We start from the raw sequence: 13,778 nt of genomic DNA on the forward strand, positions 1-13,778 counted from the left end.
ATCCCCATCCCGCAGGACTCGATCGACCGGCTGTACGACCGGTACCAGAACGTCTACGGACAGAGTGGAGACGCACGACGATGAGCGAGACCATGACCACGGATGCCGCGCGCGCCGCGATCCTCGACGGGCGCACGTCGCTCGGCATCGAGTTCGGGTCGACCCGCATCAAGGCCTGCCTGGTCGGGCCCGACCCGACCGAGGTGCTCGCCGTCGGCAGCAACGAGTGGGAGAACCAGTTCTTGGACCGTCGCTGGACGTACTCGCTCGAGTCGGTCTGGGCGGGCCTGCAGTCGGCGTACGCCGACCTCATCGCCGACCTCGGGCGCCGGTACGACGTCGTGCCGGACACGTTCGGCGCGATCGGCGTCTCGGCGATGATGCACGGCTACCTCGCCTTCGACGCCGACGGCGAGCTGCTGGTGCCGTTCCGGACGTGGCGCAACACGTCGACGGGGCCCGCGTCCGCCGAGCTCAGCGAGCGGTTCGGCGTGAACATCCCGCTGCGCTGGTCGATCGCCCACCTGCACCAGGCGGTCCTCGACGAGGAGCCGCATGTGCCCGGGATCGCGACCATCACGACCCTCGCCGGGTACGTGCACTGGAAGCTCACCGGGCGCAACGTGCTCGGCGTCGGCGACGCGTCCGGCATGTTCCCCATCGACTCGGCGACGAACGACTACGACGCGCGACTCATCGGCATCTACGACGACCTCGTCGCCGACCGCGCGCCCGGCGTGAAGGTCGCGGACCTCCTGCCCGAGGTGCTGCCGGCCGGGCGGGTCGCCGGCGAGCTCACTGCCGGGGGCGCCGCGCTCCTCGACCCGACGGGCGCGCTGCGCGCCGGCATCCCGTTCTGCCCGCCCGAGGGCGACGCCGGCACCGGCATGGTGGCCACGAACGCGGTCGCCCCGCGCACCGGCAATGTCAGCGCCGGCACGAGCATCTTCGCGATGGTCGTGCTGGAGCATCCGCTGTCGACTGCGCACGACGAGCTCGACCTCGTCACGACGCCCGCCGGCGACCCGGTCGCGATGGTGCACTGCAACAACGGAGCGAGCGAGCTCGCCGCGTGGGCGGGCGTCTTCGGGCGGTTCGCCGCGGCCGCGGGCGTCGAGCTCGACGGCGATGCGGTGTTCGGCGCGCTGTTCCGCGAGGCGCTCGAGGGCGAGGCGGATGCCGGTGGCCTCATCGCATACAACCACCTCGCGGGCGAACCCATCGCGGGCCTCGAGGAGGGGCGGCCGATGGTCGTCCGCACGCCCGACAGCCGGTTGACCCTCGCGAACCTGATGCGCGCCCACATCTACGGCGTGTACGGCACGCTGGCGCTCGGCATGCGCGTGCTGCACGCCGAGGGCGTCGGCCTCGACCGCATGTTCGCCCACGGTGGCATCTTCCGCACGGCGGGGGTCGCGCAGCGGTTCCTCGCGGGCGCGCTCGACGCGCCGGTCGCCGTCGGCGAGACCGCCTCGGAGGGCGGCGCGTGGGGCATCGCGGTGCTCGCCGACTACCTCGGGCACGCCGACGAGGCCGACCTCGGCACCTACCTCGACCGGCGCGTCTTCGCCGGTGCGGCGATCGACGTCGCCGAGCCCGAACCGACGGATGTCGCCGGCTTCGCCGCCTACCTCGACCGCTACGCCGCCGGACTCGCCGCCGAGGCGGCCGCCGTCGAGGCGCTGTGACGGCGCCGGCGCCCGAGACATTCCGCCCGAGGCATCCACCGACCGGCGCCCCGGAAATCCCAGACACCGCAGACATCCCAGACACCGCAGACATCCCAGACACCCCAGACACCGAAGCACCCGGAACCACACGAAGGACACGCACATGACCCGCACGCCGCTCACCACCTCGCTCGACGGATACGAGGTCTGGTTCCTCACCGGAAGCCAGCACCTCTACGGCCCCGAGACCCTCGCGCAGGTCGCCGACCAGTCGCGCACCATCGCCGGGACGCTCGACGCGGCGTCCGACGTGCCCGTGAAGATCGTCTGGAAGCCCGTGCTCACCGACTCGGCCGCGATCAAGCAGATCGCGCTCGAGGCGAACGCCGCGCCGAACGTGATCGGCGTCGTCGCGTGGATGCACACCTTCAGCCCCGCGAAGATGTGGATCGCCGGCCTCGACGCGCTGCAGAAGCCGCTCGCGCACCTGCACACGCAGGCGAACGTCGAGCTGCCGTACGCCGACATCGACTTCGACTTCATGAACCTGAACCAGGCCGCGCACGGCGACCGCGAGTTCGGGTACATCCAGACACGGCTCGGCGTGCCGCGGAAGACGATCGTCGGCCACGCCTCCGACCCGCGCGTGCAGCGCGAGCTCGGCACGTGGCAGCGTGCGGCGGCCGGCCTCGCGGCATCCCGCGACCTGAAGCTCGCCCGCTTCGGCGACAACATGCGCTTCGTCGCGGTGACCGAGGGCGACAAGACCGAGGCCGAGCTGCGGTTCGGCGTGCAGGTGAACACGTGGGGCGTGAACGAGCTCGCGGACGCCGTGCACGCGGCATCCGACGCCGACATCGACGCGCTCGTCGCGGAGTACGAGGAGCTCTACGAGGTCGCACCCGAGCTGCGGAAGGGCGGCGAGCGGCACGAGTCGCTGCGCTACGGCGCGGCGATCGAGATCGGCCTGCGCTCGTTCCTCGAGGAGGGCGGCTTCGGCGCGTTCACCACGTCGTTCGAGGACCTGGGCGCGCTGCGCCAGTTGCCGGGCCTCGCCGTGCAGCGCCTGCAGGCCGAGGGCTACGGCTTCGGCGCCGAGGGCGACTGGAAGACGGCGATCCTCGTGCGCGTCGCGAACGTCATGGGGGCAGGACTGCCCGGCGGCGCGACCCTCATGGAGGACTACACCTACGACATGACGCCCGGCGACGAGCTGATCCTCGGCGCGCACATGCTCGAGGTCGCCCCGTCGATCACGACGGCCAAGCCGTCGCTCGAGATCCACCCGCTCGGCATCGGCGGCAAGGAGGACCCGGTGCGCCTGGTCTTCACGGCCGACCCCGGCCCGGCCGTCGTCGTCGCGATGTCGGACATGCGCGACCGGTTCCGCCTCACGGCGAACGTCGTCGAGAACGTGGCGCCGCGCGAGCCGCTGCCCAAGCTGCCCGTCGGGCGCGCGATCTGGAAGCCCGCCCCCGACTTCCAGACGTCGGCCGCCGCCTGGCTGACCGCCGGCGCCGCGCACCACACGGTCATGTCGACCGCGGTCGGCGTGGACGTCTTCCGCGACTTCGCCGAGATGGCGCGCGTCGAGCTCCTCGTCATCGACGAGGAGACGACGCAGCGCGGCTTCGAGCGCGAAGTACGGTGGAACCAGGCCTACTACCGACTGGCGCAGGGCCTCTGAAGGAGGACCACGTGACCGGTGCGGATGCCTCGGCGCGGGTCGGCGACGGCCCGGCCGAGGCGTCCGGCCCGGCCGAGGCGTCCGGCCCGTCGGGCGTGCCGACCATGTTCGACGTCGCACGGCACGCCGGCGTCTCGCACCAGACCGTGTCGCGCGTGCTCAACGACCTGCCCGGCGTGGCCGCCGCAACGCGGGTGCGCGTGCGGCAGGCCATCGCCGACCTCAACTACACGCCCTCGCCGACGGCCCGCGCGATGGCGCAGCGGCGCTCGGGCTCGATCGGCCTGATCCAGGCGGGGCGCCCCGACTACGGGCCCTCGAGCGCGGCGCTCGGGTTCAACGAGGCGGCCCGCGAGGCGGGGTACGCCGTCAGTCAGGCGAGCATGCGCACGCTCGACCCCGACGTGCTCACGCAGGCCGTGCACCGGCTCGTGCTGCAGCGCGTCGAGGCGATCGTGCTCATCTCGGGCGAGCGCGACGGCGTCGACGTGCTGCGCGGCATCGACGCGGGCGTGCCCGTCGTGGCCGTGGCATCCGAGATCGAACCCGGCATGCACCGCGTCTCGTTCGACCAGGCCGCGGGCGGCGGGCTCGCGACCGAGCACCTCATCGGGCTCGGGCATCGGCGCATCGCCCACGTGGCGGGCCCCACCGACTCGATGGATGCCGCCGAACGCCGCCGCGGCTACGCCGCCGCGCTCGAGGCCCACGGGCTCGAGGTGCGCGAACCGATCGCGGGGGACTGGCTCGCGGCATCCGGCCACGCGGCGGGACGCCGCCTGCTCGACGACGGGTGGGCGACCGCCGTGTTCGTCGGCAACGACCAGATGGCCCTCGGCCTGCTGCACGCCTGCCACGAGGCCGGCGTCGAGGTGCCGGGCGAGCTCAGCGTCGTCGGGTTCGACGACATCCCCGAGGCCGCGTTCTTCACGCCGCCGCTCACGACGATGCGGCAGGACTTCGACTCGCTCGGACGCGACATCATGGCGACCGTGGCCGACGTGCTGCGCGACGAGGCGGCCGCGCCCGACCGCACCTCGCGGGTGCCCGAGCTGGTCGTGCGGGCGAGCACGGCGGCGCCGCGCGGCTGACGGCGCCGCGCCGCTGGCGGCGCCCGGCGGCTGACGGCGCGCGGGCCTGACGGTGCGCGGACCGCTGACGGCGCGCGGGCCGCTGGCGGTGCGCGGGCCGCGCGCGGCGCGGACGGGCGCACGCCGCGCCCCCCTCCCCGTACTGCGCGCGCCGCACGGTGCGACGGCTCGAGTTCGCAGGATGAGCCGCGCCATGGGGGCGTCTGAGGTGACATCCGCGGCGTCTTCCTGCGAACTCTCGCGTGGAGGGCGCGAGAGCGTGCATCGGGTCGGCTCGGCGTGGGCGAGTTCGCAGGATGAGCCGCGCCATGGTGAGGCCAGGGGCGGCACGCGCCGGGTCATCCTGCGAATTCGTGGTCGGATTGCGCGTGGGCGCGTGGGCGCGCCGGCCCGTGCGTGCGGCGCCCACCACGGGGCATCCGTCGCCTCAGGCGGCCGAGTAGTCGGGCAGCTGCTGGAGCGTCCAGCGGTTGCCGTCGGGGTCGGCGAGCGAGATGAAGCGGCCCCACGCCTGCTCGTCGACGCCCTCGGCCTCGACGCCCTTGGCACGCAGGTCGGCGAGGACGGCGTCGGCGTCGGGGATGACGACCTGGATCGTGTCCTGCCGGCCGGGCTCGAGCGTCATGCCGAGACCCTCGCCGATCGCGATCGAGCACGCCGAGCCGGGCGGGGTGAGCTGCACGAAGCGGAGGTCGTCGCTCACGCGCTGGTCGTGGTCGGCGGTGAAGCCGAGCGTGTCGACGTAGAACTCCTTGGCGCGGTCGACGTCGGTGACGGGCACGAAGATCAGCTCGATCTTCCAGTCCATGGTGGTCCTCCCGTTCGGGCCGGGCGACGGATGCCCCGGCTGCTTCCGCCAGTGTCCCGCGCTTTCCGGTCAGGTGCTGTCCGGAATTGGGATGGATCTGAACGCGCGGCGTTCGGGTCGTCGGAGATTCGGCGCGGCGCGCCGCGCGCATCCGGCGTGTCGTCGGGAATCTCCGACGGCGTGATCGCATCCATGCGCGGGCGCGCGCGCGGGCGGGCGGGGCGCCAAGCCAAGCCAGGCCAGACCGGGCCGGGTCGGCCGCCGACCGGCGAGCCGCGGCCTGCGGTGGGAGGATGGAGCCCATGACCACGCTCAACATCACCGGGGATGCCGCTGCCGACGACCTGCTGGGCAGCGACGCGTTCGCGCTGCTCACGGGCATGCTGCTCGACCAGCAGGTCGCGATGGAGACGGCGTTCGCGGGGCCGGCGAAGATCCGCGACCGCGTCGGCACGATCGAGCCCGCGGCGATCGCCGCCGTCGAGCCCGAGCGGTTCGTCGAGGCGTTCAAGCAGCCTCCCGCAGTCCACCGGTATCCGGGCTCGATGGCCGGGCGCGTGCAGGCGCTCGCCGCCGCGGTGCGCGACGAGTGGGGCGGCGACGCCGCCGCGATCTGGACGCAGGGCGACCCCGACGGCCCCGAGGTGTTGAAGCGACTCAAGGCGCTGCCCGGGTTCGGCGAGCAGAAGGCGAAGATCTTCCTGGCGCTGCTCGGCAAGCAGTGCGGGCTCGAGGCGAGCGGATGGCGCGAGGCCGCCGGCCATTACGGCGACGAGGGGTCGTACGCCTCGGTGGCCGACATCGTCGACCCGGAGTCGCTCGCGAAGGTCCGCGCCACGAAGCAGGCCGCGAAGGCGGCGGCGAAGGCCGCGAAGCAGTAGCGCAGCGCGCGAGACGGCTACCTCTTCGTCACGCCCGAGTACAACCACTCGACCTCGGGTGCCCTGAAGAACGCGATACCGGTGCCACGGCATCACCCGGCGCGACTGGTATCACTCGGCAAGGGGGCGGCGTCCGACCGGGAGTGGACCGACCCGGCGCGGCGGATCATCTCCTCGATCAGTCGCAGGTACTCGTGCTCGGGCGCGGGCCGGATCCACCACGCACGGTCGTCCAGCGGGCTGAGGCCGAGCAGGAACGCGTGGCCGTGGACGTCCGCGGCGACGAGGATGGCGCGCTCCGAGACATCCGCGAACTCGGCACTGCCGACCCGGATCGACTCGACGCTCGCCCACGGCACGAACGCGACCCCGCCGGGTCCGCCCGCGGGCCGCTCGCGGAGCTCGAACCCGTCGGCATCGAGCGTGAGCAGTTGGAAGGCGCGTCCGGGCTTGCGGCGCTCCTCGCGGAGATCCCGCTCGTGTGCCTTCGATGCCGCGAAGCCGGCGGTGCTGCGGACCGCGACGGCGCTCGGATCACCTGCCTGCTCGCGCAAGGCCCGCAATCGCGGGCGCGCTTCACCGAGGACGACGGCCTGCCGGATCCAGATGACCACGGCGCCGATCGTGAGACCCCCGGCGGCGGCGACCACGCCGTCCGCCGCGCCGTTCGCGCTGCCGACGCCGAACGCGAGCGTGGACGCGCCGATGACGATCGCGACGATCAGGGCGAGCGCGGGCCGCCGGGCCGCGGGCAGGCCGGTCGCCGAGCGGCTCCGCAGGCGCGGGCTCGCGCCGAAGTGGTCGGGTCCGTGGGGGGTCACGCGCACACGCTATCGCGACGGGGGACTCGGTCGAACCCGTGTCCGGCTGAGCCGCCGGGCGCTCGCCCGTCAGCGCTCCACGTGCGCGTCGAGGAAGTCGGCGATCGCGCCGGCCATGCTCTCGGGCTGCCACGAGTGCTGCACGGCGGGCACGGTGCCGCGCTCGGCGTGCGGCATCGCGGCGACGATCGCGTCGGCGGCCGGCGCCATCCCGTTCGGGGCCTCCTCCTCGCCGACGAGCACGAGCGTGGGCGCCTGGATCGACCCGAGCAGCTCGGCGTGCGGCGCGGACTGCGCCCAGGCGAGGGACTCGGCATCCGCCTCGAGGCTCGGGCCGATGCGCACCATCAGGGGCCACGCCGGGGTGCCCTTGGCCTGCTCGAGCCAGTCGGGCGGCATGTCCTTCATGAAGTACTCGACGACCGCGTCGGGGTCGTCGCCCGCGACGCGCTCGCGGATGCCGTCGAGGAACTCCGCGCCCTCGTGCCCCTGTTCGGCGCCGATCGGCACCTCGAACGCGACGATCGCGGTCACGGGCAGCCCATGCGCTGCGGCCGCGAGCGCGATGGCCCCGCCGGAGGAGTTGCCGAAGAGGGCGACCCCCTCGCCGAGCTCGTGGATGCGCTGCAGCTCCGCGACGATGGCGCGCAGGTCGGCGAGCGTCTCGTGCAGGCCCATCGGCACGTCGTGCGCGCTCTCGCCACGACCGCGCCGGTCGTAGTTCACGACCGTGTAGCCGCGCTTGGCGAGGTGGGTCGCGAGCTGCTTCGTGGCCGGGTCGAACGCGCGGAACTGGAACGCGCCGCCGACCAGGACGACGGGCGGGCCCTCGCCCTCGCGGTCGTAGGCGATCGAGGCGCCGTCGTGCGAGATCACGGTGTGGGACATGCGGTCCTCCCTCGCAGGCCGGGCCTGCGTCGGTGGTGGGCTGCGTCGGTCTGGTCTGCCGTCGGACTGGTCTGCATCGGAGCGCGGCGGCGTCGGTGCGTCGGTCGAGTCCGTCGTCAGGCTAACCCGCGTGGCCGCACGCCGGTAGGGCCCCGCGGTGCGGGCGCGGGCCTCCCCGTGAAGTGGGGGCGGGCGGATGCCACGACGCGCCGTGTCATCCGTCGCGGGAATGTCGGTGGGTGGTGGCAGCATTACCAGCGGACGCCACCAGATGTTGTGGTCGGCGGGCCGATGAGGGCCAGATGTCGGGTCGGGGGAGCCGGTATGTCGCGTGAAGCCGTCGCCAGCGGGGGTCGTCGCGTCGTCGCCAGGGCGGTGCGGATGCCTCGTGCCGGCGTGGTGCGTGGGCGACACGCCGACGACACGCCCGACATCCACTCACAGGCCGGCTCTGCACAGATGAGCAGGCCTGTGGAGAACCGAATCGCGAACCGCGAGAATCCGCCGATCAGACCGGCATCGACCTGTTGATGAACGGTGGAGAACGCGGTGGAAAACTACACGGATGTAACTACATCATCTTGTGGTCGTGCAATTGCCCAGACACAAGATGTAGTATCGATGAGTCGAAGCAACACCGGGGGAACGGCTCCTCCAGGAGCCTGAGAAAGAGGGGTCACAGAGATGACGGTCACGGTCTACACCAAGCCTTCCTGCGTCCAGTGCAACGCCACGTACCGAGCCCTCGACAGCAAGGGCATCGAGTACGAGGTGCTCGACCTGTCACAGGACGAGACCGCCCTCGCCGCGGTCAAGGAACTCGGCTACCTGCAGGCCCCGGTCGTCATCACCGACGAAGGTCACTGGTCGGGCTTCCGACCCGACAAGATCGACGAGCTGGCCTCTCGGCTCGCGTAACGGCTCCCGGGCGCATCGACCGGGGGGTCGAGATGCACGACCTGGAGCAGTCATGACGAACCTCATCTACTTCTCGAGCGTGTCGGGCAACACCGCGCGCTTCATCGAGAAGCTCGACCGGCCGGCGGCGCGCATCCCGCTCCATGCGAAGGATGCCGCGCTCGTCGCCGACGAGCCGTACGTGCTCGTCGTCCCCACCTACGGTGGCGGCGACGGCAAGGGCGCGGTGCCCAAGCAGGTCATCAGGTTCCTGAACGACCCGCAGAACCGCGGCCTCATCCGCGGCGTCATCGCCGCTGGGAACACCAACTTCGGTGCGGCCTACGGGCTCGCGGGCGACATCATCGCCGCGAAGTGCCACGTGCCGCACCTCTACCGCTTCGAAGTATTCGGAACACCAGACGACGTTCGCGCCGTCGACGAGGGATTGGACGCATTTTGGTCAACGCAGCAGCAGGCGCCGCAGACGACAGTGGCGTAGCGGTCATCGACGCACCGCGCTCGAGCAACTCGGGGATGGACTACCACGCCCTGAACGCGATGCTGAACCTCTACAGCGCCGACGGGAAGATCCAGTTCGAGAAGGACAAGGAGGCGGCGCGGGAGTACTTCCTGCAGCACGTCAACCAGAACACGGTCTTCTTCCACTCGCTGAAGGAGCGCCTCGACTACCTCGTCGAGAAGGAGTACTACGAGCCCGAGACGCTCGGCATGTACTCGTTCGAGTTCATCCAGAAGCTCAACGACCTGGCGTACTCGAAGAAGTTCCGCTTCGAGACGTTCCTCGGCGCGTTCAAGTACTACACGAGCTACACGCTGAAGACCTTCGACGGCAAGCGGTACCTCGAGCGCTTCGAAGACCGGGTCGTCATGACCGCGCTCGGCCTCGCGCAGGGCGACGAGCAGCTCGCGACCGATCTCGTGGAGGAGATCATCGCGGGGCGCTTCCAGCCGGCGACGCCGACGTTCCTCAACACGGGCAAGGCGCAGCGCGGCGAGCTCGTCTCGTGCTTCCTGCTCCGCATCGAAGACAACATGGAGTCGATCTCCCGCGGCATCAACTCGTCGCTGCAGCTGTCGAAGCGCGGCGGCGGCGTGGCGCTCCTGCTCTCGAACATCCGCGAGTCGGGTGCGCCGATCAAGCAGATCGAGAACCAGTCGTCGGGCATCATCCCCGTGATGAAGCTCCTGGAGGACTCGTTCTCGTACGCCAACCAGCTCGGTGCACGCCAGGGCGCGGGTGCCGTGTACCTGTCGGCGCACCACCCCGACATCATGCGGTTCCTCGACACCAAGCGCGAGAACGCCGACGAGAAGATCCGCATCAAGACGCTCTCCCTCGGCGTCGTCGTGCCCGATATCACGTTCGAGCTCGCGAAGAACAACGAGGACATGTACCTCTTCTCGCCGTACGACGTCGAGCGCGTCTACGGCAAGCCGTTCGGCGACGTGCCGATCACCGAGAACTACCGCGCGATGGTCGACGACCCGCGCATCAAGAAGACGAAGATCAACGCGCGCGAGTTCTTCCAGACGATCGCCGAGATCCAGTTCGAGTCGGGCTACCCCTACATCGTGTTCGAGGACACGGTGAACAAGGCCAACCCGATCAAGGGCCGGATCAACATGTCGAACCTGTGCTCCGAGATCCTCCAGGTCAACACGCCGACGACCTACAACGAAGACCTGTCGTACGCCCAGATCGGCAAGGACATCTCGTGCAACCTCGGGTCGATGAACATCGCGCTGTCGATGGACTCGCCCGATCTTGGCAAGACGGTCGAGACGGCCATCCGCGGGCTCACCGCCGTCTCGAACATGTCGCACATCTCGTCGGTGCGGTCCGTCGAAGACGGCAACGACAAGTCGCACGCCATCGGCCTCGGCCAGATGAACCTGCACGGCTACCTCGCCCGCGAGCGCATCCACTACGGCAGCGAAGAGGGCATCGACTTCACGAACATCTACTTCTACACGGTGCTCTTCCACGCGCTGCGCGCGTCGAACCGGATCGCGATCGAGCGCGGCGAGGCCTTCGACGGCTTCGCCGAGTCGAAGTACGCGTCGGGCGAGTTCTTCGACAAGTACACGGATGCCGCGTGGGTGCCCCAGACGGCTCGGGTCATCGAGCTGTTCGCCGACGCCGGCGTGCACATCCCGACGCAGCACGACTGGCAGGAGCTGAAGGCCTCCATCCAGGAGCACGGCATCTACAACCAGAACCTGCAGGCGGTGCCGCCGACCGGCTCGATCTCGTACATCAACAACTCGACGTCGTCGATCCACCCGATCGCGTCGAAGATCGAGATCCGCAAGGAAGGCAAGCTCGGCCGCGTCTACTACCCGGCGCCGTTCATGACGAACGACAACCTCGAGTACTACGAGGACGCGTACGAGATCGGCTACGAGAAGGTCATCGACACCTACGCCGCGGCGACGCAGCACGTCGACCAGGGTCTCTCGCTCACGCTGTTCTTCAAGGACACCGCGACGACCCGCGACATCAACAAGGCCCAGATCTACGCGTGGCGCAAGGGCATCAAGACGATCTACTACATCCGGCTGCGTCAGCTCGCGCTCGAAGGAACGAACATGTCCGAGTGCGTCTCGTGCATGCTTTGATGAGCATTTCTCACATTACGGATGACTCGAGAAGAGGAATGAACGGATGACCCTCACCGACCCGGTGAACTCGGCGAAGAGCGACCCGGCGCACGCCGGCCCGGTCAAGCTGGTCGACCACGTCAACGCGATCAACTGGAACCGCATCCAGGACGACAAGGACCTCGAGGTCTGGAACCGCCTGGTCAACAACTTCTGGCTGCCCGAGAAGGTACCGCTGTCGAACGACGTGCAGTCGTGGAACACGCTGTCGCCCGACGAGCAGCAGACCACGATGCGGGTGTTCACGGGCCTCACGCTGCTCGACACCATCCAGGGCACGGTCGGCGCGGTCTCGCTCATTCCCGACTCGCTGACCCCGCACGAAGAGGCGGTGTACACGAACATCGCGTTCATGGAATCGGTGCACGCCAAGAGCTACTCGTCGATCTTCTCGACGCTGTGCTCGACCAAGGACATCGACGACGCGTTCCGCTGGTCGGTCGAGAACGAGCACCTGCAGAAGAAGGCCTCCATCGTCATGGAGTACTACCGCGGCGACGAGCCCCTGAAGCGCAAGGTCGCCTCGACGCTGCTCGAGTCGTTCCTCTTCTACTCGGGCTTCTACCTGCCCATGTATTGGTCGTCGCGGGCGAAGCTCACCAACACGGCCGACCTCATCCGCCTCATCATCCGCGACGAGGCCGTGCACGGCTACTACATCGGCTACAAGTTCCAGCGCGGACTCGAGCTGGTCGACCAGGCCAAGCGCGACGAGATCAAGGACTACACGTTCTCGCTGCTCTACGAGCTCTACGACAACGAGGTGCAGTACACGCAGAGCCTCTACGACGGCCTCGGCCTCACCGAGGACGTCAAGAAGTTCCTGCACTACAACGCCAACAAGGCCCTCATGAACCTCGGCTACGAGTCGATGTTCCCCTCCTCGGTCACCGACGTGAACCCGGCGATCCTCGCCTCGCTCTCGCCGAACGCCGACGAGAACCACGACTTCTTCTCGGGGTCGGGCTCGTCGTACGTGATCGGCAAGGCGGTCAACACGGAGGACGAGGACTGGGACTTCTAGTGCATTGTGAGACGTCACGATAGTTGACCCATTGGGTACATCGAGATTGCGCTAGTTGGGACTTCTTGATCCTTTGGAAGGTTCTCGAGTCAGCGGACGGCCGAAGCGAGATCACGGCTGGGGTGCTCGAAAGGGTCGCACGTCGGGGTGCGGGCGAACTCGCGAGTTGATGACCGAGCGCATGGAGCTCAGCGATGCTGAGCGCGGGAAGCGAACTGTCCGCTAGTCGACGGTCCGAAGTTGGCGACGCTCCGGCGAGCATGTGACAGGGCCTCTACTCGTCGACGGGGACGCGAGCGGTTGAGCCTCTCAATGCTGACGCGGCAGCCGCACTATTGATGGGATCGACTAAATGCGTACCTATTCCTCAACTCAAGACGAGCGACGCGCAGTGGCTGATTGCCTCACCGCTCTGGTGTCTGCGAGCAAGACAGTCCAGCGCGCAATGCGCGGGACGTCGCCGCGGGGAGTCATTGCGCTCGATCCGACAAGGGAGATCAACGCCGCGGTGCGCTTGATCGCGCTTCACCAGTCCGTGGCGACGGACCACTTGGCGTCCTTCGCCGGATTGCTGACACTCCCCGGTTCGCACGGGCCAAGTCTCGCGACGCTCGACCGAAGCCTCTTGGAAACTTGGGCGCGCGCCTGGTGGGTGATGGATGCTCCGACGTCAACGCGAGCCGAGTACCGTGCGAGAGCCATGGTCGTGGCGGAGCTCGAAGCCGGCGCGGCGCGAGGCATCCAGATGCTGTCCACGGAGCCTATTGGCGTCGCCATTCAGCGGGCGATGCGTGAGCGGGACGAAATCAGAGTCGTTGTACGTGAGAAGGTGCCTCGGCCCACAGCCCTCGCGAAGCAAATGCTGCAGCAGATCGGCTCACCCGCGGGGGAGGCCGCCGCCATCTACTCGCACCTGTCGGGTGTTGCTCATGGCGAATCGGTCTTCACGGAATCGCTGAGCGAGAGGCCCGGCGGACCGGACTTCCCAGAGATCGCCTTACCCAGTGACAACCTTGCGAAGTACTGCACGACTGTATTCGGGGTGACCGTCATCGGCACGTCGCAGCTGATCCGAGTTTGGCAGTTGCCCGCCGCGGTTGGTGACGCCTTCGCACAGGCGACAGCAGATGTCGCGAGCATGCTAAGGACAGCAGAAAGCGGATGAACTGAATCTGTCGCGGCGCCGGCCGTCATGCGGCTGGCGCTACGAGTACGTCCGCGCCACGTCCGGCCCGGCGCAGTCAGCTCGGTACCAGCGGCTAACGCTGGTGTAGACCCTGCCCCAGTTTCCCAATCCGCCAAATTCCACCATGTGCGCTCATCCGA

Annotated in this window: 12 protein-coding genes and 2 pseudogenes; 11 read left to right on the forward strand and 3 right to left on the reverse strand. The window is 69.2% G+C overall.

Features of this window, described 5'->3' with window-relative positions; all coding sequences use genetic code 11:
• The 4 genes and pseudogenes from GJR97_RS18325 to GJR97_RS12800 form a co-directional block, all read left to right on the forward strand.
• A pseudogene (locus GJR97_RS18325) lies at positions 1-84 on the forward strand (L-ribulose-5-phosphate 4-epimerase); the annotation flags it as partial.
• Positions 81-1,688, forward strand: coding sequence for a xylulokinase (locus GJR97_RS12790; RefSeq protein WP_407643601.1), 1,608 nt, complete (start codon positions 81-83; stop codon positions 1,686-1,688). The pseudogene GJR97_RS18325 and the gene GJR97_RS12790, both read left to right, overlap by 4 nt.
• Before the next feature lie 145 nt (positions 1,689-1,833).
• Complete coding sequence (gene araA, locus GJR97_RS12795; protein ID WP_154347065.1) at positions 1,834-3,357, forward strand: L-arabinose isomerase; 1,524 nt, start codon at positions 1,834-1,836, stop codon at positions 3,355-3,357.
• Positions 3,358-3,368: 11 nt separating this feature from the next.
• Positions 3,369-4,448, forward strand: coding sequence for a LacI family DNA-binding transcriptional regulator (locus GJR97_RS12800; protein WP_324613470.1), 1,080 nt, complete (start codon positions 3,369-3,371; stop codon positions 4,446-4,448).
• 427 nt (positions 4,449-4,875) lie between these two features.
• On the opposite strand, the gene GJR97_RS12805 is transcribed toward GJR97_RS12800, so the two are convergent.
• Positions 4,876-5,256 carry a glyoxalase superfamily protein gene (locus GJR97_RS12805; RefSeq protein ID WP_154347067.1) on the reverse strand — a complete coding sequence of 127 codons (381 nt, stop codon included), beginning with the start codon at positions 5,254-5,256 and terminating at the stop codon, positions 4,876-4,878.
• Between the two features lie 293 nt (positions 5,257-5,549).
• Here GJR97_RS12805 and GJR97_RS12810 point away from each other — a divergent pair, with 293 nt between their 5' ends.
• On the forward strand, positions 5,550-6,137 hold the full coding sequence (locus GJR97_RS12810; RefSeq protein ID WP_154347069.1) for an HhH-GPD-type base excision DNA repair protein: 588 nt from the start codon (positions 5,550-5,552) through the stop codon (positions 6,135-6,137).
• A 15-nt stretch (positions 6,138-6,152) separates the two neighbouring features.
• Positions 6,153-6,209, forward strand: a pseudogene (locus GJR97_RS18575) (NADPH-dependent FMN reductase); the annotation flags it as partial.
• Between the two features lie 20 nt (positions 6,210-6,229).
• Here GJR97_RS18575 and GJR97_RS12820 read toward each other — a convergent pair.
• Both GJR97_RS12820 and GJR97_RS12825 read right to left on the reverse strand, forming a co-directional pair.
• A complete protein-coding gene (locus GJR97_RS12820; protein ID WP_154347071.1) occupies positions 6,230-6,958 on the reverse strand; it encodes a hypothetical protein in 729 nt (242 codons plus the stop codon).
• A 69-nt stretch (positions 6,959-7,027) separates the two neighbouring features.
• Positions 7,028-7,846 (reverse strand): alpha/beta fold hydrolase, encoded by an 819-nt coding sequence (locus tag GJR97_RS12825; protein WP_195760708.1) that lies wholly within the window; start codon positions 7,844-7,846, stop codon positions 7,028-7,030.
• 684 nt (positions 7,847-8,530) lie between these two features.
• Between GJR97_RS12825 and nrdH the strand changes: the two genes are divergently transcribed.
• The 5 genes from nrdH (at position 8,531) to GJR97_RS12850 (ending at position 13,617) form a co-directional block, all read left to right on the forward strand.
• Positions 8,531-8,764, forward strand: a complete 234-nt coding sequence (gene nrdH, locus GJR97_RS12830) for a glutaredoxin-like protein NrdH (RefSeq protein ID WP_154347074.1) — start codon at positions 8,531-8,533, stop codon at positions 8,762-8,764.
• 52 nt (positions 8,765-8,816) lie between these two features.
• On the forward strand, positions 8,817-9,245 hold the full coding sequence (nrdI, locus tag GJR97_RS12835) for a class Ib ribonucleoside-diphosphate reductase assembly flavoprotein NrdI (RefSeq protein WP_154347076.1): 429 nt from the start codon (positions 8,817-8,819) through the stop codon (positions 9,243-9,245).
• A gap of 35 nt (positions 9,246-9,280) precedes the next feature.
• Positions 9,281-11,386 carry a class 1b ribonucleoside-diphosphate reductase subunit alpha gene (gene nrdE, locus GJR97_RS12840; RefSeq protein ID WP_154347078.1) on the forward strand — a complete coding sequence of 702 codons (2,106 nt, stop codon included), beginning with the start codon at positions 9,281-9,283 and terminating at the stop codon, positions 11,384-11,386.
• 46 nt (positions 11,387-11,432) lie between these two features.
• On the forward strand, positions 11,433-12,452 hold the full coding sequence (gene nrdF, locus GJR97_RS12845; protein ID WP_154347080.1) for a class 1b ribonucleoside-diphosphate reductase subunit beta: 1,020 nt from the start codon (positions 11,433-11,435) through the stop codon (positions 12,450-12,452).
• Positions 12,453-12,804: 352 nt separating this feature from the next.
• Entirely contained in the window at positions 12,805-13,617 is an 813-nt protein-coding gene (locus GJR97_RS12850; protein ID WP_154347082.1) for a hypothetical protein, read from the forward strand.
• Positions 13,618-13,778: the final 161 nt, after the last annotated feature.

It is taken from the genome of Agromyces kandeliae (genome assembly GCF_009674665.1).
In the GTDB taxonomy this organism is placed as follows: Bacteria; Actinomycetota; Actinomycetes; order Actinomycetales; family Microbacteriaceae; genus Agromyces; species Agromyces kandeliae.

Excerpts from the sequence above, each read along its gene's own strand:
- GJR97_RS12790 (WP_407643601.1), top strand. The coding sequence starts at position 81 with ATGAGCGAGACCATGACCACGGATGCCGCGCGCGCCGCGATCCTCGAC.
- araA (WP_154347065.1), top strand. The coding sequence starts at position 1,834 with ATGACCCGCACGCCGCTCACCACCTCGCTCGACGGATACGAGGTCTGG.
- GJR97_RS12805 (WP_154347067.1), bottom strand. The coding sequence starts at position 5,256 with ATGGACTGGAAGATCGAGCTGATCTTCGTGCCCGTCACCGACGTCGAC.
- GJR97_RS12810 (WP_154347069.1), top strand. The coding sequence starts at position 5,550 with ATGGAGCCCATGACCACGCTCAACATCACCGGGGATGCCGCTGCCGAC.
- GJR97_RS12825 (WP_195760708.1), bottom strand. The coding sequence starts at position 7,846 with ATGTCCCACACCGTGATCTCGCACGACGGCGCCTCGATCGCCTACGAC.
- nrdH (WP_154347074.1), top strand. The coding sequence starts at position 8,531 with ATGACGGTCACGGTCTACACCAAGCCTTCCTGCGTCCAGTGCAACGCC.
- nrdI (WP_154347076.1), top strand. The coding sequence starts at position 8,817 with ATGACGAACCTCATCTACTTCTCGAGCGTGTCGGGCAACACCGCGCGC.
- nrdE (WP_154347078.1), top strand. The coding sequence starts at position 9,281 with ATGGACTACCACGCCCTGAACGCGATGCTGAACCTCTACAGCGCCGAC.
- nrdF (WP_154347080.1), top strand. The coding sequence starts at position 11,433 with ATGACCCTCACCGACCCGGTGAACTCGGCGAAGAGCGACCCGGCGCAC.
- GJR97_RS12850 (WP_154347082.1), top strand. The coding sequence starts at position 12,805 with ATGCGTACCTATTCCTCAACTCAAGACGAGCGACGCGCAGTGGCTGAT.